This window comes from Paraburkholderia gardini (assembly GCF_907164545.1).
Classification (GTDB): domain Bacteria; phylum Pseudomonadota; class Gammaproteobacteria; order Burkholderiales; family Burkholderiaceae; genus Paraburkholderia; species Paraburkholderia gardini.
The window spans coordinates 196,583-214,788 of the sequence record NZ_CAJQZB010000002.1 but is presented as its reverse complement, the minus strand read 5'-3'; the positions used below and the strand labels follow the sequence as shown (position 1 = coordinate 214,788).

At 62.9% G+C, this 18,206-nt stretch carries 15 protein-coding genes; 4 read left to right on the top strand and 11 right to left on the bottom strand.

What is annotated here, in order from left to right; all coding sequences use genetic code 11:
• Nucleotides 1–5: 5 nt before the first annotated feature.
• The 7 genes from ubiB to LPA37_RS02850 all read right to left on the bottom strand — a co-directional run bounded on the left by ubiB (nucleotide 6) and on the right by LPA37_RS02850 (nucleotide 9,241).
• Nucleotides 6–1,586: a ubiquinone biosynthesis regulatory protein kinase UbiB gene (gene ubiB / locus LPA37_RS02880; protein ID WP_228978922.1), complete on the bottom strand. Its 1,581-nt coding sequence runs from the start codon at nucleotides 1,584–1,586 to the stop codon at nucleotides 6–8.
• Between the two features lie 15 nt (nucleotides 1,587–1,601).
• The gene (locus tag LPA37_RS02875) at nucleotides 1,602–2,246 is read right to left on the bottom strand and encodes a ubiquinone biosynthesis accessory factor UbiJ (RefSeq protein ID WP_228978923.1); all 645 of its coding nucleotides are present in this window, start codon (nucleotides 2,244–2,246) and stop codon (nucleotides 1,602–1,604) included.
• Nucleotides 2,247–2,400: 154 nt separating this feature from the next.
• A complete protein-coding gene (locus LPA37_RS02870; RefSeq protein ID WP_228978926.1) occupies nucleotides 2,401–3,411 on the bottom strand; it encodes a Tim44 domain-containing protein in 1,011 nt (336 codons plus the stop codon).
• Between the two features lie 35 nt (nucleotides 3,412–3,446).
• Nucleotides 3,447–4,178, bottom strand: a complete 732-nt coding sequence (gene ubiE, locus LPA37_RS02865) for a bifunctional demethylmenaquinone methyltransferase/2-methoxy-6-polyprenyl-1,4-benzoquinol methylase UbiE (RefSeq protein ID WP_228978927.1) — start codon at nucleotides 4,176–4,178, stop codon at nucleotides 3,447–3,449.
• An 82-nt stretch (nucleotides 4,179–4,260) separates the two neighbouring features.
• Complete coding sequence (locus tag LPA37_RS02860) at nucleotides 4,261–4,686, bottom strand: gamma-butyrobetaine hydroxylase-like domain-containing protein (protein WP_228978929.1); 426 nt, start codon at nucleotides 4,684–4,686, stop codon at nucleotides 4,261–4,263.
• Between the two features lie 7 nt (nucleotides 4,687–4,693).
• Nucleotides 4,694–5,122 carry an HIT family protein gene (locus LPA37_RS02855; RefSeq protein ID WP_229011420.1) on the bottom strand — a complete coding sequence of 143 codons (429 nt, stop codon included), beginning with the start codon at nucleotides 5,120–5,122 and terminating at the stop codon, nucleotides 4,694–4,696.
• A gap of 33 nt (nucleotides 5,123–5,155) precedes the next feature.
• On the bottom strand, nucleotides 5,156–9,241 hold the full coding sequence (locus tag LPA37_RS02850) for a DUF3683 domain-containing protein (RefSeq protein WP_229011349.1): 4,086 nt from the start codon (nucleotides 9,239–9,241) through the stop codon (nucleotides 5,156–5,158).
• 466 nt (nucleotides 9,242–9,707) lie between these two features.
• Between LPA37_RS02850 and ilvA the strand changes: the two genes are divergently transcribed.
• From ilvA to queF, 3 genes are read left to right on the top strand one after another with little or no spacing between them, the layout of a single operon-like run.
• The gene (gene ilvA / locus LPA37_RS02845; RefSeq protein WP_229011348.1) at nucleotides 9,708–11,231 is read left to right on the top strand and encodes a threonine ammonia-lyase, biosynthetic; all 1,524 of its coding nucleotides are present in this window, start codon (nucleotides 9,708–9,710) and stop codon (nucleotides 11,229–11,231) included.
• 21 nt (nucleotides 11,232–11,252) lie between these two features.
• The gene (locus LPA37_RS02840) at nucleotides 11,253–12,170 is read left to right on the top strand and encodes a 5'-nucleotidase (RefSeq protein WP_228978933.1); all 918 of its coding nucleotides are present in this window, start codon (nucleotides 11,253–11,255) and stop codon (nucleotides 12,168–12,170) included.
• Nucleotides 12,167–12,991: an NADPH-dependent 7-cyano-7-deazaguanine reductase QueF gene (gene queF / locus LPA37_RS02835; RefSeq protein WP_229011345.1), complete on the top strand. Its 825-nt coding sequence runs from the start codon at nucleotides 12,167–12,169 to the stop codon at nucleotides 12,989–12,991. The genes LPA37_RS02840 and queF overlap by 4 nt, the downstream gene beginning before the upstream one ends.
• A 376-nt stretch (nucleotides 12,992–13,367) precedes the next feature.
• Here queF and LPA37_RS02830 read toward each other — a convergent pair whose 3' ends face one another.
• From LPA37_RS02830 to LPA37_RS02820, 3 genes are all read right to left on the bottom strand, one after another.
• Nucleotides 13,368–13,754 (bottom strand): RidA family protein, encoded by a 387-nt coding sequence (locus tag LPA37_RS02830; protein WP_090527857.1) that lies wholly within the window; start codon nucleotides 13,752–13,754, stop codon nucleotides 13,368–13,370.
• An 83-nt stretch (nucleotides 13,755–13,837) separates the two neighbouring features.
• Nucleotides 13,838–15,319, bottom strand: a complete 1,482-nt coding sequence (locus tag LPA37_RS02825) for an N-acyl-D-amino-acid deacylase family protein (protein ID WP_228978937.1) — start codon at nucleotides 15,317–15,319, stop codon at nucleotides 13,838–13,840.
• A 3-nt stretch (nucleotides 15,320–15,322) separates the two neighbouring features.
• Nucleotides 15,323–16,213: a MurR/RpiR family transcriptional regulator gene (locus LPA37_RS02820; RefSeq protein ID WP_228978939.1), complete on the bottom strand. Its 891-nt coding sequence runs from the start codon at nucleotides 16,211–16,213 to the stop codon at nucleotides 15,323–15,325.
• 172 nt (nucleotides 16,214–16,385) lie between these two features.
• On the opposite strand from LPA37_RS02820, the gene LPA37_RS02815 reads away from it, so the two are divergent.
• Entirely contained in the window at nucleotides 16,386–17,663 is a 1,278-nt protein-coding gene (locus LPA37_RS02815; protein ID WP_228978942.1) for an amino acid deaminase, read from the top strand.
• A 90-nt stretch (nucleotides 17,664–17,753) separates the two neighbouring features.
• Here LPA37_RS02815 and LPA37_RS02810 read toward each other — a convergent pair whose 3' ends face one another.
• A complete protein-coding gene (locus LPA37_RS02810) occupies nucleotides 17,754–18,206 on the bottom strand; it encodes a MarR family winged helix-turn-helix transcriptional regulator (RefSeq protein WP_228978944.1) in 453 nt (150 codons plus the stop codon).

The window sequence follows — 18,206 nt, the reverse complement described above, 5'->3', positions numbered from 1 at the left end:
AACGATCACCCGCCATACAACATCGCCAGCCAGACGCGTGCGACCACCGCGCCGATGCCCGCGGCAATGCCGAACATCAGCAGCCCCTGCAGCAGCCGGTTGGTCCGCTTCTGCTCCAGCAGGATCATGCGCATGACGTCGTTGTGCGGCTGGCCGTGCTGGGCGTCGTGGCGCGACGCCAGCGCGTGATGGATCAGGCGCGGCAGTTGCGGCAGCGTCTTGCTCCACTGCGGCGCTTCGATCTTGAGCCGCTCGTACCATCCGGACAGCCCGATCTGCTCGTTCATCCAGCGTTCGAGATACGGTTTTGCCGTTTTCCACAGATCAAGCTCGGGATCGAGCGAGCGGCCCAGACCCTCGACGTTCAGCATCGTCTTTTGCAGCAGCACGAGCTGCGGCTGGATCTCGACGTTAAAGCGCCGCGACGTCGAGAAGAGACGCAGCAGCACCTGACCGAGCGAAATATCCTTCAGCGCGCGATCGAAGTAGGGTTCGCATACCGCGCGAATCGCGCTTTCGAGTTCTTCGACGCGGGTCGTTTTCGGCACCCAGCCGGACTCCAGATGCAGCGTCGCGACGCGGTGGTAGTCGCGCTTGAAGAACGCGAGAAAGTTCTGCGCGAGATAGTTTTTATCGAAGTCCGACAGCGCGCCGATGATGCCGAAATCAAGCGCGATATAGCGCCCGAAGTGCCTGGGGTCGAGACTCACCTGGATGTTGCCCGGGTGCATGTCGGCGTGAAAAAAACCGTCGCGGAACACCTGGGTAAAGAAAATCTCGACCCCTTCGCGCGCCAGCTTCGGAATATCGACGCCTGCCGCGCGCAGCGTTTCCACCTGGCTGATCGGCACACCGACCATCCGCTCCATCACGAGCACATTGGGTGTGCAGAATTCCCAGTACATCTCGGGCACGAGCAGCAGGTCCAGCCCGGCGAAATTGCGGCGCAGCTGGCTGCCGTTCGCGGCCTCACGCATCAGGTCGAGTTCGTCGTGCAGGTATTTGTCGAATTCGCCGACCACCTCGCGCGGCTTCAGGCGCTTGCCGTCCGCCCACAGACGCTCGGCCCACACGGCGAGATCGCGCATGAGCGCGAGATCGGAATCGATCACAGGCAGCATGTTCGGCCGCAGCACCTTGACCGCCACCGGCTTGCCCGCGTGCTGACCGGCCTTCACCTTCGCGAAGTGCACCTGCGCGATCGACGCGCTCGCCACCGGCACCCGCTCGAAATCGTCGAACAGCACACCGACGGGCGCGCCCAGCGATTTTTCGACGATCGCGATCGCGACATCCGAATCGAACGGTGGCACCTGATCCTGGAGCTTCGCAAGTTCGTTGGCGATATCGACGGGGAGCAGATCGCGCCGCGTGGACAGCACCTGACCGAACTTCACGAAGATCGGCCCGAGGCTTTCGAGCGCCAGACGAAGACGCACGCCCGGCGGTTGCTCGAACTTGCGGCCGATCGTGGTGATACGCAGCAGCAGACGCACGCGCCGGTCGTTGACGCGGCTCAACATCATTTCGTCAAGACCAAAACGGATGACGGTAAAGAATATTTTTAGAAAGCGCAGAAAACGCATCGTAGAGCCCGGTGACTAGCGCGTGCCGCGCGAAGTGGCGGCTCCGCCCGACGCATCGGCGTCACGGGCTTCAACCTTGTGTTCAAGACGTTCGACGCGCTTTTCGACGCGCGCCAGCGCATCGCGCGCCCGGGCGAGTTCGGCGTTGAAGTCGTCGAGCGCCGTGCGCCGCACCAGTTGCGGCTTTTCGTCGAGCAGATATTCCGCGACCGAATCGAGCAGATTGCGGCCCGTGCGAAGCGCCTGCCCGTGCGCCGACCGTGCCAGCGAAGCGACGCGCACCGCCGGGCCGTCGCCGATCAGTTTCGCGAGATCTTCTTCCGGCTCCCAGCGTAGATGCTCGGCGAGCTTCGCGATCACCGTGGCGAATTCGGCATCGCCCTCGATCTTCACGTGCTTCATGACCGCGGCCTGACCGCCCTGCACGAACGCGGGCAGCGCATCCGACGGCACGGACACCACGACGTCGAACTGCTGCGTGACGGATTCGTCGACCGCGGACAGATAGCCGTCCGGCCCGACGAGCAGTATCAGCGTGACAGGCGAACAGGTGAGCCGGGCGGTCTTGCCGGCGTAGGGAGCGAGGCGCTCGCGTGCCCACGATTCGCGGGCGAGCAGATGGTTGACGGCAGCAGCGAAGGGCTTGGCGGCGAGGGTCATCGGAAGTGGATAAGAAAAAACCCGCGCCGGCGATCTGCCAGCGCGGGTTCCTATTGTAACGTCCGTTGGCTTGCGGACTGTCTATGCCGAACGGCCAGTCAGACGACCGGTGAACGATCGACCGGGTGCTTGTGCAGCGTGCCCGGCCTCCGGGTCAATGCTGCGCGACCTGCTGGATGCCGGCGAGCAGCCAGCCTTCGTTGGCGTGTGTCGACTTCGACAGGTTCCAGATTTCCACGAACGGCTCGGCCGAAGCGTCCGCCGTCTCGCGAATCAGGCCCGAGAAGCGCACGCTCGCCAGGTACTCGGCGCCGCGGTCCTCGACGCCCAGCAGGTCCGCGTTCAGCTGCACGACGTCCGTCTGGTTCGCCTCCCCGCCGCGCGAGGAAAGATCCACCTTCACCTCGGCGAACATTTCCGGCGTCGTGAATTCGCGGATGTCTTCCATGTTGCCGACGTCCCACGCAGCCTGCAGCCGCACGAAGTACACCTTCGCGTTACGCAGGAACGCTTCCGTGTCGAAGTTCGCGGGCACCGAAGGCGCGGCGCTGAGCGCCGGCGTACCCGACGGACCGCCCAGCGGCGCGGAATACGGGCCCGACGGCGGTGCCGTATAAGAGGGCTCGCGCGTCGAATAGCCGGTTCCGCCGGCATTTAACGTCGGCGAACCGGCGCCGCCCGCATAGGCCGGCGTACCGGCGTCACGCTTGCGCCCGATGAACTTGCGGATCAGCCAGATGGCTACCATCGCGATCAACGCGATGATGATGAAGTTCGCCATCGCGCCGGCAAATGCCTCGCCGAGGCCGAAGTGCGACAGCAGCGCGGCGATACCGAGACCGGCGGCGAGACCTGCGATCGGGCCAAGCCAGCGCGAACGGTTCGGCGCGGGCGTGGCACCCGGCGCCGGTTGCGCGCGCTGCGCCTGGGCGCCTTGTGCCGATTGCTGCGCGGGTTGTGCGGGCTGCGCCGGCGGCGGCGTGGTGGAACGCTGCATGGTGTTCGACTGGCGGCCGAAGCTACGCCCACCGCCCATGCGACGCGCCTCGGCGTCGAGCGAGGCGAGCGTTCCGGCCATGATCAGACCGACCATCGCCAGCAGTCCGATTCGCCTCGCCCAGGAACCCGATTTCTTACGGGAAGCTAACACAACGGAATCAGACATTTTTCACATTCCTTAAAAAACAATGATTTAGGACGCTAGTATTTCGTCCCCACGTGTAAAGCTACCACACCAGCTGACAAATTGTAATATTTGACGGCATCGAGGCCCGCTTGTTCCATCATTGTTTTTAAAGTTTCCTGATCCGGATGCATGCGGATCGATTCGGCAAGGTAGCGATAGCTTTCGGCGTCTTTCGCGAAGCGGTCGCCGAGCCACGGCAGCACCTTGAACGAGTAGACGTCGTAGGCTTTCTTCAGCGGATCCCAGACTTTCGAGAACTCCAGCACGAGCAGCCGCCCGGCCGGCTTCAGCACGCGGCGCATTTCTGCCAGCGCCACGTCCTTATGCGTCATGTTGCGCAACCCGAAGGCGACCGTGACCACGTCGAAGTAGTTGTCCGGAAAGGGAATTTTCTCGGCATCGCACAACAGCGCCGGCGTGATCACGCCCTTGTCGAGCAGACGGTCGCGGCCCACGCGCAGCATCGATTCGTTGATGTCCGTGTGCCAGACTTCGCCCGTCGAGCCCGCCTGCTTCGCGAACGCCTTCGAAAGATCGCCGGTGCCGCCCGCGATATCGAGCACCTTGAAGCCCGGCCGCACAGCCGCCTGGGCGATCGTGAACATCTTCCACGCGCGATGCAGCCCGCCCGACATCAGATCGTTCATCAGGTCGTAGTTGGTGGCGACCGAGTGGAACACACCCGCCACCTTCTTCGCTTTTTCCTGTTCGTCGACTGTCTGAAAGCCGAAGTGGGTTTTGTTCATCGCGCTTGTCCTTTCGCGTATTCTGGAATGTTGCGCCGCAATATCCGGCGCGCAGGCCGCATCGTACCAGCGGACGATCTGATCAGTGGCAATGTCCGTGCCCGTGACCCTGGGGGGCGCCCGCTGCGTCCATCGGCGCGTCGCGGTCGACGCCCGCCGCTTCGAGCTTGCCGAGGTACTCGCGCCACAGTTCGTCCTGGCGGACCGCGATGTCGTACAGCAGGTCCCACGAATAGAGGCCGGTCGAATGGCCGTCCGAGAAGGTCGGCTGCAGCGCGTAGTTACCGACACCTTCGATCGATACGATCGACACATCGCGCTTGCCGGTCTGCAGCGTTTCCTGACCCGGACCGTGGCCGCGCACTTCCGCTGACGGCGAAAACACGCGCAGAAGCTCGAACGGTACGCGGTAGCTTTCGCCCTCACCGTACTGGAGTTCGAGCACGTGCGATTTCGCGTGAACGACGACGCCGGTCGGAACCGGCGTGTCAGGAGTCAGTCCGCTCATGATGACCTCAGGCGAGAGCTTGTTCGATTTCGGTGCGTACCGCTTCGCGCAGCAGCGTGGCCTGCGCGCGGCGCTGCGACAGCAGTGCCTCCGACACCGTCCGCTGGCGCGGCGCCCAGATGGGCAGCGGAAAATGCGCGTCGTTGGAAAAGCGCGGAATCACATGCCAGTGCATGTGCGGCACCTGGTTGCCAAGACTCGCGAGATTCACCTTCACCGGTTGCATCACCCGACGCATCGCACGTTCGACCGCATAGACCGCGCGCATCACGCGATCACGCTCTTCTTCAGACAGATCGGAAAACTCGGCGATATGCGCGTTCCAGATTACCCGGCAAAAGCCCGGGTAATCGTGTTCACCGGCCAGAACGACACGTAGCGTATCGTCCTGCCACAGCACATCGCCGCCTTCCTCCCGGCAAAATACACAATCCATCATCTTCCCCGCACGGATATGTCAGCCGTGTCATTAGACCAGCACGCGCTCGATTCCGCCATTGTTCGCACGTTGTACATAGTCGGCCATCCATTCCTCGCCCAGCACGTGACGCGCCATTTCGACGACGATGTAATCCGCTTCGGTGCCCGAGTCTTCGTTATAGCGGGACAGGCCCTGCAGGCACGACGGGCAGCTCGTGAGAATCTTGATGTCCGGCACCTTGCCCGGCTGCGCGCCGTTGCCGGCCTTCAGCACCGAGCCTTCGGCCGCGCCCGCCGACGCATTCGCCGGATCGGCCGGGTTCGCCCCCACCTCACCGACTAACGGAATAGCACGCAGCCGCGCCGCGCCCTTGCGCATCTCCTCTTCCTTGCGGAAGCGGACCTGCGTCGAGATATCCGGACGCGTCACGGCGAGCGTGCCCGATTCGCCGCAGCAACGATCGTTCTTCTCGATTTTGTAGCCGTCGTGCTCGGAACCCATCAGTTCATTGACGAGTTTCACCGGGTCCATCGTCTTGATCGGCGTGTGGCACGGGTCGTGATACATGTAGCGCGTGCCGCTGACGCCTTCGAGCTTCATGCCCTTTTCAAGCAGGAATTCGTGGATGTCGATGATCCGGCAGCCCGGGAAGATCTTCTCGAATTCGTAACCCGCAAGCTGGTCGTAACACGTGCCGCACGACACCACGACCGTCTTGATGTCGAGGTAGTTCAGCGTGTTCGCGACGCGATGGAACAGCACGCGGTTATCCGTCACGATTTTCTCGGCCTTGTCGTACTGACCCGAGCCGCGCTGCGGATAGCCGCAGCACAGGTAACCCGGCGGCAGCACGGTCTGCACGCCCGCTTCCCACAGCATCGCCTGGGTCGCGAGGCCGACCTGCGAGAAGAGACGCTCCGAGCCGCAGCCCGGGAAGTAGAACACCGCTTCCGAATCGGCCGTGGTCGTCTTCGGGTTGCGGATGATCGGCACGATCTTGTTGTCTTCGATGTCGAGCAGCGCGCGCGCCGTTTTCTTCGGCAGATTACCCGGCATCTTCTTGTTCATGAAGTGGATCACCTGCTCGACGACGGGCGGCTTGCCGACTGTCGCCGGCGGACGCGTCGTCTGCTTCTTCGCGAACTTCTTCAGCAGCTCGTTGCCGAGGCGCTGCGCCTTGTAGCCCACGCCCATCATCGCGGTGCGCGCGAGATTGATGGTCTGCGGGTTAGTGGCGTTGAGGAAGAACATGCCGGCCGCGTTGCCCGGGTTGAACTTCTTCTTGCCCATCTTGCGCAGCAGGTTGCGCATGTTCATCGTCACGTCGCCGAAGTCGATCTTCACCGGACATGGCGTCACGCACTTGTGACAGACCGTGCAGTGATCGGCGACGTCGTTGAACTCGTCCCAGTGCTTGATCGACACGCCGCGGCGCGTCTGCTCTTCGTACAGGAACGCCTCGACCAGCAAGGATGTGGCGAGAATCTTGTTGCGCGGGCTGTACAGCAGGTTCGCGCGCGGCACGTGCGTCGCGCACACCGGCTTGCACTTGCCGCAGCGCAGGCAGTCTTTCACCGAATCGGCGATCGCGCCGATGTCGGACTGCTGCATGATCAGCGACTCATAGCCCATCAGGCCAAAGCTCGGCGTGTACGCGTTACGCAGGTCCGCACCCGGGAGCAGCTTGCCCGCGTTGAAGCGGCCATGCGGGTCGACGCGCTGCTTGTACGCGCGGAATTCGCCGATTTCGTCTTCCGTCAGGAATTCGAGCTTCGTGATGCCGATACCGTGCTCGCCGGAAATCACGCCGTCGAGCGAACGCGCGAGCTTCATGATGCGCGCGACCGCCGTGTGGGCGTCCTGCAGCATCTCGTAGTTGTCGGAATTGACCGGAATATTCGTGTGAACGTTGCCGTCGCCCGCGTGCATGTGCAGCGCGACGAACACGCGGCCGCGCAGCATCTGCTTGTGGATGGCCTGCGCTTCGTCGAGGATCGGCTTGAACTCGCCGCCCGCGAAAATCTGGCGCAATTCCGCGCGAATCTCCTGCTTCCACGACACGCGTACCGTACGGTCCTGCGTCACGTGGAAAACGGTGGCGTCCGGTTGATCATCGACGCGGTCCGCGAATTTCTCCGCGAGACCTTCATAGCCGAGCTGCACCATGTAGTGCTGCGCCTCGCGCAGCGACAGGTCGAGCTTGTCGCGCAGGAACTCCCAACGCGCACGCACGTGCTTCAGCAGATCCAGCGCCTGCTGCACGCGGTCTTCGAGCAGCTCGGCGCTCGGAATTTCGTTCGCGTCGTCGCTCTTGCCGAGCGGCAGCTTGCCGGCCTTGAAGAACGCTTCGAGCGCATCGATCAGTTGCAGCTTGTTCTTGATCGACAGCTCGATGTTGATGCGCTCGATGCCGTCCGTGTACTCGCCCATCCGGTTGAGCGGAATCACGACGTCTTCGTTGATCTTGAACGCGTTCGTGTGCTTCGCGATCGCGGCCGTGCGGCTGCGGTCGAGCCAGAAGCGCTTGCGCGCTTCCGCGCTCACGGCGACAAACCCTTCGCCGCTCTTGCCGTTGGCCATCCGCACCACTTCCGACGTGGCCTGCGCGACCGCATCGGCGTCATCGCCGACGATATCGCCGATCAGCACCATCTTCGGAAACGCGTTGCGCTTGCTCTTCGTCGCGTAGCCGACCGCGCGCAGATAGCGCTCGTCCAGATGTTCGAGGCCCGCGAGAATCGCGCCGCCCTTCTTCGACGTCTCGAACAGGTATTCCTTGATTTCGACGATGCTCGGAATCGCCTCGCGCGCCTGGCCGAAAAATTCGAGGCAGACAGTGCGCGTATTCGCGGGCATCTTGTGCAGCACCCAGCGCGCCGACGTAATCAGACCGTCGCAGCCTTCCTTCTGGATGCCCGGCAGACCGGCCAGGAACTTGTCGGTGACGTCCTTGCCGAGCCCTTCCTTGCGGAAACGCCGGCCTTCGATGTCGAGCGACTCGGTGCGCAGCAGCTTTTCGCCCGGCGCGTACTCGCCGTCGAACCACTTCAGTTCGAAGCGCGCGACCGGGATGTCATGGATCTTGCCCATATTGTGGTCAAGACGCGTGACTTCGAGCCAGTTGCCCTCCGGGTCGACCATGCGCCACCAGGCGAGGTTGTCGAGCGCCGTGCCCCACAGCACCGCCTTCTTGCCGCCCGCGTTCATCGCGACGTTGCCGCCGATACACGATGCGTCGAGCGAGGTCGGATCGACCGCGAACACGAAACCCGCCTGCTCGGCGGCTTCAGTCACACGACGCGTGACGACACCCGCGCCCGAGAAGATCGTCGCGACGCGCCGGCCGACGCCGGGCAATTCGGTCATCTCGACAGCGCCGAGCTCTTCGAGCTTTTCGGTGTTGATGACGGCCGCAAACGGCGTGAGCGGCACCGCGCCGCCCGTGTAGCCCGTGCCACCGCCTCGCGGGATCACGGTCAGACCGAGTTCGAAGCACGCCTTGATGAGGCCGGCGATTTCGGCTTCGGTATCCGGCGTCAGGACGACGAACGGGTATTCGACGCGCCAGTCGGTCGCATCGGTGACGTGCGAGACGCGCGACAGGCCGTCGAAACGGATGTTGTCCTTCTGCGTCTGGCGGCCGAGCACTTTGGTCGCACGCTTGCGCAGGTCGGCGGTTTTGTCGAACTCGCTTGCGAAATCCGCGACGGCGCGGCGCGCGGCGGCGACCAGCGTTTCGACGCGCGCCGCGCGGTCGATGCCGGCTTCGTCGCCATGTTCGATCAGGTCGGCTTTGCGACGCTTCTCGATTTCGGTCAGACGATGGTTCAGCGCTTCGATCAGCAGCGTGCGGCGCTTCGGGTTGTCGAGCAGGTCGTCCTGCAGATACGGATTGCGGCGCACAACCCAGATGTCGCCGAGCACTTCGTACAGCATCCGCGCCGAACGGCCGGTGCGGCGTTCGGCGCGCAGTTCGGCGAGCGCGGCCCAGGCTTCGTCGCCCAGCAGCCGGATGACGATTTCGCGATCGGAAAACGACGTGTAGTTATAGGGGATTTCGCGCAGGCGCGGTTCGAGGTCGACGGCTACCGCGGCGGCGGCACCGTGCGGATCGAAAACTTGAGGTGCGTTCATATTCGGACGACTCGGTGGGTCAGCAAAACCCGCTTCAGACGAAGAGGCCGGCTGACAGTGCGCGTGGGGCGCAATTCTGGAAATCTTTCTGTTGGGTGAAGCCCGGACGACGGAAAATCACATCGACGGCCTCACGGCGCTAGCAGCTACACGATCGTGCATGCCGGACGTGCCGCTGCGCCGCGGGACGGGACTCACGCGGTACGGGCATCAAATGGTCGATCCGGGGCTGCCAGTGCATCTTCCGATCCTTGTTCCAAAACCGGATTCTAACGCATGATGCATGCGCGCGCCGGAGGCGGAATCAGGCTTCGACAGGCGTTTCACGCGTCTGCCCCGCCGATGGACGATCCATTTCGTACACAGGCACGGCGCCCGGCGCTCGCGCCCCCAGAGCCAGCCGGACGACGGTTGGCGCTATCATTAGCCCTTTCCTGTCCCGCAAAGCGCGTTGCGCGCCACCCGCATGGCTTCCCACGACTATCTGAAGAAAACCCTGACCGCGCGCGTCTACGACGTGGCCCGCGAGACCGAGCTCGAACGTGCGCCGAATCTGTCGGCACGGTTGCGCAACCCGATTTATCTAAAGCGTGAGGACAATCAGCCGGTTTTCTCATTCAAGCTGCGCGGCGCGTACAACAAGATGGTGAACCTGCCGGCCGATGCGCTGGAACGCGGCATCATCACGGCATCGGCGGGCAATCACGCGCAGGGCGTGGCGCTGTCCGCGGCGCGGCTTGGCGTGAAGGCGATCATCGTGGTGCCTGTCACGACACCTCAGGTGAAAGTCGACGCGGTGCGCGCCCACGGCGGCCCGACCGTCGAAGTCGTGCAGTTCGGCGAATCGTTTAGCGACGCCTACGGGCACGCCACGCAACTCCAGGAAGAACGCGGACTCACGTTCGTGCATCCGTTCGACGATCCGTACGTGATCGCCGGCCAGGGCACCGTCGCGATGGAGATCCTGCGCCAGCACCAGGGGCCGCTGCACGCGATCTTCGTGCCGATCGGCGGTGGCGGTCTTGCGGCAGGCGTCGCGGCCTACGTCAAGGCGGTGCGCCCCGAGATCAAGGTTATCGGCGTGCAGACTGAGGATTCGTGCGCGATGGCCGAATCGTTGAAGGCGAAAAAGCGCGTCACGCTGAACGAAGTCGGTCTCTTCTCCGATGGCACCGCGGTGAAGCTGGTCGGCGAAGAAACGTTCCGCCTGTGCAGCGAGTACCTCGACGACGTGCTGGTCGTGAACACCGACGCGCTGTGCGCCGCCATCAAGGATGTCTTCCAGGACACGCGCAGCGTGCTGGAGCCGGCGGGCGCGCTCGCGGTAGCGGGCGCGAAGCAGTACGCGGAACGCGAAGGCATCGAGGGGCAGACGCTCGTCGCGATCACGTCCGGCGCCAACATGAATTTCGACCGGATGCGCTTCGTCGCGGAGCGTGCCGAAGTGGGCGAGGCGCGCGAGGCGGTGTTCGCCGTCACGATTCCCGAGGAGCGCGGCAGCTTCAGACGCTTTTGCGAACTGGTCGGCACACGCAGCGTGACCGAATTCAACTACCGGATCGCGGATGCCAGTTCGGCGCACATCTTCGTCGGCGTGCAGATCAGGAACCGCGGCGAATCGGCTGAGATCGCGACAACGTTCGAGGAACACGGTTTCGCGACCGTCGACCTGACGCACGACGAACTCTCGAAGCAGCACATCCGTTACATGGTGGGCGGCCGCTCGCCGCTTGCTCACGACGAACGCCTGTTCCGCTTTGAGTTTCCGGAACGGCCGGGCGCGCTGATGAAGTTCCTGTCGTCGATGGCGCCGAACTGGAACATCAGCCTGTTTCACTACCGCAATCAGGGTGCCGATTACAGTTCTATCCTCGTCGGCATCCAGGTGCCGGGCGCGGAGAACGGCGAGTTCGCGCGCTTCCTCGGTTCGCTCGGTTATCCATACTGGGAAGAAAGCGCGAATCCGGTTTACCGGCTGTTCCTTTCCTGACGGCGCGGGACGTCGACGCATATGGCTTTTTCGCTCGAAGACAAGCTGGTCGTGGCGATTTCATCGCGGGCGCTGTTCGACTTCGAGGAAGAGAACCGCGTCTACGAAGCCGGCGACCTGCAGGCTTACGAGGCATTGCAGCGTCAGCGTCTGAACGTGCCGGCACGACCGGGCGTCGCGTTTGCGCTGATTCGCAAGTTGCTGGCGCTGAACGAGGGCGCGCATCGCGTGGAGGTCGTGATCCTGTCGCGCAGCGATCCGATCAGCGGATTGCGCGCGTTCAGTTCGTGCCGCGAGCATGGCCTTGCGATCGAGCGCGGCGTGTTCACGCGTGGGCGCGCGCCGTTCGGCTACCTGAAGCCGCTGAACGCATCGCTCTTTCTGTCCGCGAATCAGGACGACGTGCGCGACGCACTGGCTGCCGGATTTCCGGCTGCGCGCGTGCTGCCGGAATCGGCGAAAATGGCAAGCAGACATCCAGACGAGATTCGCATTGCCTTCGACGGCGACGCCGTGCTGTTTTCCGACGAGGCCGAGCGCGTGTTCCAGAAGGAGGGGCTGGGCGCGTTTATCGGTCACGAGACTGACAAGAAGGATCTGCCGCTCGCGGACGGACCGCTAAAGCCGCTGCTGGGCGCGCTGCATCGTCTGCAGAAACTGGCTGGCGAGGCCGCGCCGACGCAGAGCGCGCCGATGCGTATCCGTACCGCGCTGGTGACGGCGCGCTCCGCGCCCGCGCATGAGCGCGCGATCCGGACGCTGATGCAATGGAACATCGAAATCGACGAAGCGATGTTCCTCGGTGGGCTCGACAAGGGTGAGTTCCTGCGCGAGTTCGAGCCGGACTTTTTCTTCGACGACCAGATCCGCCATTGCGAATCGGCCCGCGTGGTTACGGCGACCGGGCACGTCGTGAGTGGCATCGTGAACGCATCATGACACCTGAACAATCGCCGCTTGGCAAACCTTCTTCCTATACGGAACAGTACGACGCATCGCTGCTCTTCCCGATTGCGCGCGGTGTTGCGCGCGAGGCGATCGGCATTGGCGCGCAGTTGCCGTTCTTCGGCACGGACATCTGGAATGCGTATGAGCTTTCGTGGCTGAACGCGCGGGGCAAGCCACAGATCGCGGTGGCGACGTTCTTTATTCCGGCCGATTCGCCGAATATTGTCGAGTCGAAGTCGTTCAAGCTTTACCTTGGCTCGTTTGCGCACACGGCGTTCGAGTCGATCGACGTCGTACGCGAGACGATCAGGCGGGATGTGTCGGCTGCGAGTGGCGCATCGGTTTCCTTGCATCTCGCGCCGCCGGCTGAATTTGGCAAGCTTGCGCTTGAGGAGTTCGAAGGGTTGTCGCTGGACCGGCTGGATCTGGATACGTCTGTGTACCATCCGGAGCCTTCGTTTTTGACTGCTGCTCTGGATGAGGCGCCTGTCGAGGAGACGGTGTTCTCGAATCTGCTGAAGTCGAATTGCCCTGTGACCGGGCAGCCGGACTGGGGCAGCGTGCAGATTCATTATGTCGGTCCGCAGATCGATCATGCGGGGTTATTGCGGTACATTATTTCCTACCGCAACCATACCGGGTTTCATGAACAATGCGTCGAGCGGATTTTTGTCGATGTGGCGAGGGCCTGCCGGCCTGTCAAGCTGGCGGTTTATGCGCGCTATACGCGGCGCGGCGGGCTTGATATCAATCCTTTTCGTACTAACTTTAATTTGCCCATGCCGGATAATTTGCGTACCGCGCGGCAGTGATTTTTTTGTTGTTCTGGATTTTTTTGGCCCCTTTGGCAGGGCGGCATTTTGTTCTTCTGGCTTTTTGGCCTTTCCTTGTTTTGCATTTGGTCTATTAGTGTTGCCCCTGTGCGGGGCGGCCTGGGATTTGAGGGCGACACTTCATGGGTTGCCATTCTCGATGAACGACGCACCAGGAAAAGGTGAGTTTTCGAAGCGCCTTTCTTTTGCCTACTTTTCTTTGGAAGACGCCCCGAAGGAAGTCCCCTTGGGGGACAAAGAAAAGTAGGTGCCGCCCCGCACAGGGGCGACGCTAATAGACCAAAAGCAAAGCAAGGAAAGGCCAAAAACCCAGAACAAGAAAAGGCCAAAGCAAAAACAACAAAAAACCAAACCCCTAGCCGCCAGGCGCCTTATAAGCGACACAATCCACTTCCACCCGGCAATCGATCACCATGCTGGACACAACACAAGCCCGCGCAGGCGGATTCTCGCCAAAATACTCACGAAACACCTTATTGAAAGAAGCAAAATCGCGCGGATCATCGAGCCACACCCCACACCGCACGACGTGCTCAGCCCCATATCCAGCTTCCTTGAGAATGGCAAAAACGTTCTGAATCGCCTTGTGCGATTGCTCAACGATGCCGCCGTTGATCACTTCGCCGTTCTCCATCGGCGTCTGGCCAGAAACAAACAGCCAGCCGTCCGCTTCGACCGCGCGAGCAAAAGGCATATGCTGCCCACCGGTACCCTTTCCACCTTCCACGCCATAACGCTTCATCACATCACTCCTCAATCAAAACCGGCGAAGCCAGACAAACCAGCCACACCATAAAAGTTAACAACCAGCAAAAAACCAGAAAATCAGAACCCGCCCGCCGCATCACCCTTCGACGCCGCGCCGCGCGCAACAAAATGCCCTGCCCGCTCGCCAGTCGGCTGCCCATCCCGATACGACAACACGCCGTTCACCCACACCGCGTCGATACCGTCAGCAGCCTGCTGCGGCTTCTCGAACGTCGCCGCGTCACGTACCCGCGCCGGGTCGAACAGCACGAGATCGGCGTGATACCCAACATGCACCTCTCCGCGTTGCGCAAGACCAAACCGCCGCGCGGACAATCCGGTCATCTTGCGCACCGCCTCTTCCAGCGGAATCAAACCCGTATCGCGCGCATAGTGTCCCAACACACGCGGAAACGCGCCCCACAACCGTGGATGCGGCAATGGATCGTTCGGCAAACCATCCGAACCCACCATCGTCGCGGGATGCGACAGGATGCGTCGCACGTCGTCCTCGGACATGTTGTGGTACACCGCGCCCGCCGGCTGCAGCCGCTTGCCCGCCTCCTGCTGCGTCACGCCCCATTCGGCGGCAATCTCCTTCACGAGCTTGCCCGCCATCTCGGGATGCGGCTCCGACCACGTGATCGTGATGTCGATGTCGCCCGTCACCTGCTTCAGATCGAGCGTCGACGAACTCCGGTTGTACGGATAGCAGTCGCAGCCAATCGGCTGCAGACGACGCGCCCCCTCCAGCGAATCGAGCACCTCGGCGCTGCGCCCCCAGTTCGACGGCCCCGCGCATTTCAGATGCGAAATGATCACCGGCACGCGCGCATGACGCCCGACCCTGTACGCCTCGTCCATCGCATCGAGAATCGCGTCGAACTCGGTACGCATGTGCGTCGTGTACAACGCGCCCGCCGCGGCAAGCGGCTCGGCCAGCGCCATCACTTCTTCGGTCGGCGCGGAAAACGCCGATCCGTAAGCAAGGCCGCTGCTCAGACCGAGCGCGCCGTTCGACAGCGCCTCTTCGAGTTGCGCGACCATGCCTTCGATTTCCTGCGCCGTCGCCGCACGGTCCAGCCGGTCCATCTGGTTGTTGCGCAGCGCCGTATGGCCGATCAGCGCACCCACGTTGACCGCCGGACGCGCCGCGTTCACGGCCTCGACGTACGCGGCGAACGTCGGATATCTGAACGCATCGCGCTCGCCGAGCAGGTTCATCGGATCAGGCGGCTCGCCCTTCAACGCCACCGGCGAAGCGCTGATCCCGCAATTCCCGACGATCACCGTCGTCACGCCCTGCGTGATCTTCGGCAGCATCTGCGGCGAACGGATCACGTGCGTGTCGTCGTGCGTGTGGACGTCGATAAAGCCGGGTGCCAGCGCGCGGCCGTTCGCCTCGACGACGTCTTCGGCGAGCCAGTTCGACAGGTTGCCGATCGCGACAATCCTGCCGTCGCGCACCGCGACGTCACGCTCGACCGGCGGCGCGCCGGTGCCGTCGTAAAGCTGCGCGCCGACAATCAGCGTATCGGCGGCTTCGGGATGCGAATGCATGGATCAATCTCCTAGCGGTTGTCGTTCGCCGCCACCGCGATGGGCGTCGAGCGCGTGTTTCATGCGACGCAACAGCTCGCGACTCTCGTCGCCGAGGCTGACGGCAAGCTCCGTGACGAGCACGTCCAGCGCCATCATCATCGCGTAACGGGATGACGACGGTTTGTAAATGAAGTCTGTCTCGAACGCGACGATCGGAATCACCCAGTCGGCCAGCTTCGCGAGCGGCGACGCGGGCGCGGTCAGCGCAATCACCGTCGCGCCGTAATCGCGCGCGATCCGGCAGTTTTCGACCATCTCCGGCACGCGCCCGGTTGTCGACAGCGCAACCACGACGCAATCGCGCGATACGGTGCTCGCCACCATACGCTGCAACAATCCATCCTGATACGTCGCGACCGGGCGGCCAAGCCGCACCAGCCGGAACCGCATCTCGTCGGCAAGCGCGGTCGAGCCGCCGCCCATGCCGAACACGTAGATCATCCGCGCGCCGCGCAGCACCGCCGCGGCGTCGGCGAGCGGCGCCTGGCGCAGCAACTGGTGGTTGTGAGCAAGCGTGGTCTGGAGTTCGTCGAAAACGCGCGTGGCGAGCGGCTCGGGCGCGTCCGCGACGGCATTCGTCTGCAGAAAACGCTGCCCGACGCCGGCGGCCTGCGCGAGCCGCAGTTTCAGTTCGCGCACGTCGCGGCAACCGACAGCCTTTGCAAAACGCGTCACCGTCGCGATACTGACGCCCGCCTGCTGCGCCAGCGCACCGATGCTCGCGCGCGATGCGCCCGTCAGATCGTCGAGGATCAGCGCGGCGACCTTGCGCTCGGCCGAACGCAATTCAGGCGCGCATTCGGCGATGCGAGCGACAATGTCGAAAGTGAGCGGCTCAGCAGTCGAATTCATGGAAAACGGTGGGAACGCAGCGCGGCAAGGGGTATCGTTCGTTTCGACATAGCACGTTTGTCACATACGAAACCGGCATGGTACTAAATAACATTTCTTCAACCATGCTACTTTCGTTAAGATATCGCTGTCAACTTTGCATAAATTTAACTGGACGATGGAGCAGGAGTACATGAAAGTTACAAACTATCAGGGCGCGACAATTGATCCTTATAGCAAGGGCTTGGGCATGGTTCCGGGCGCCAGTATCCAGCTGACGGACGCCGCGCGCCTTGAGTGGAATCTGCTGGATGAGGACGTCAGCCTGCCGGCGGCCGTGCTCTACGCGGACCGCATCGAGCACAACCTGAAGTGGATGCAGGCGTTCGTCGCGGAATACGGCGTCAAGCTCGCCCCCCACGGCAAGACGACGATGGCGCCGCAACTCTTCCGTCGCCAGCTGGAAACGGGTGCGTGGGGCATCACGCTCGCCACCGCACATCAGGTGCGCGCGGCGTACCAGGGCGGCGTGCAGCGCGTGCTGATGGCGAACCAGCTGGTCGGCCGCCGCAACATGATGATGATCGCGGAACTGCTGAGCGATCCGGAATTCGAATTTTTCTGCATCGTCGATTCGGCGGACGGCGTCGAGCAGCTCGGCAAGTTCTTCGGCTCGGTGCGCAAGCAGTTGAACGTGCTGCTCGAACTGGGCGTGCCGGGCGGGCGCACCGGCGTGCGCAGCCCCGGCCAGCGCAACGCCGTGCTCGAAGCAATCGCGCGTTATCCGGATTCGCTGAAGCTCGCGGGCGTCGAACTGTATGAAGGCGTGTTGCAGGACGAAGGTCAGGTCCGCGAATTCCTGCGCAGCGCGGTCGAAATCACGCGCACGCTTTCGGGCGAAGGCCGCTTCGCGCGCACGCCGGCCATTCTGTCGGGCGCCGGTTCGGCATGGTACGACGTGGTGGCGGAAGAATTCGCGAAAGCATCCGCCGAAGGGCAGATCGAGATCGTGCTGCGTCCAGGCTGCTATCTGACACACGACGTCGGCATCTACAAGAAGGCGCAGAACGATATCTTCGCGCGCAATCCGGTTGCGAAAAAAATGGGCGAAGGGCTGTTGCCTGCGCTGCAGCTGTGGGCGTATGTGCAGTCGATCCCGGAACCGGATCGCGCGATCATCGGTCTCGGCAAGCGCGATTCCGCATTCGATGCCGGCATGCCGGAACCCGCAAAGCACTATCGTCCGGGCACCAGGGCACCGCGCACGATCGCGAAAGACGAAAAGTGGGAAATCTTCGGGCTGATGGACCAGCACGCGTATCTGCGCATTCCAATGAACGCCGATATCAAGGTCGGCGACATGATCGCGTTCGATATCTCGCACCCGTGCCTGACGTTCGACAAATGGCGCCAGTTGCTGGTCGTCGATCCGTCGTATCGCGTGACTGAAGTGATCGAGACGTTCTTCTGAGTCTCGCGTTTCACGCCTCGTGCGTCATATATGTAAAAGCGCCGACAATTCGTCGGCGTTTTTGCATTCAGGCGTCGGCGAGGCGCGGCGTCACATGGGCTCGACAGGCAGCGTCGCGGCCACTTCGCCGATACGCGCTTCCAGCATCGACAGTGCGTCCGACAGCGCGGCGAGCGCTTCGTCCGGCAGCGTCGCGATCGTCTCGTGAAGAAACGTATTGCGCCGCGGCATGCTGGCTTCGATGGCAGTGCGTCCCACCGGCGTCAGTTTCACGTTCGTCACGCGGTTATCGCGCGCGTCCATGCTGCGCGCGATCCAGCCCATGCCTTCGAGCGTCTTGAGTTGCCGCGTCAGTGCGCCCGGATCGACCTGCAGGTGCTCGACCAGCCGCTTCTGCGACGACTCGCCCGCCTGACCGTGCAGCGCCAGCAGAATGCGCCAGCGTGGCATCGGATGGCCGACGTGCGCCTCGAACGCCGACATGAACGTCCGGTACGTGCGTCCGAACTGCTGGATGATGGCGATGCGATCCTGTTCTTCCAT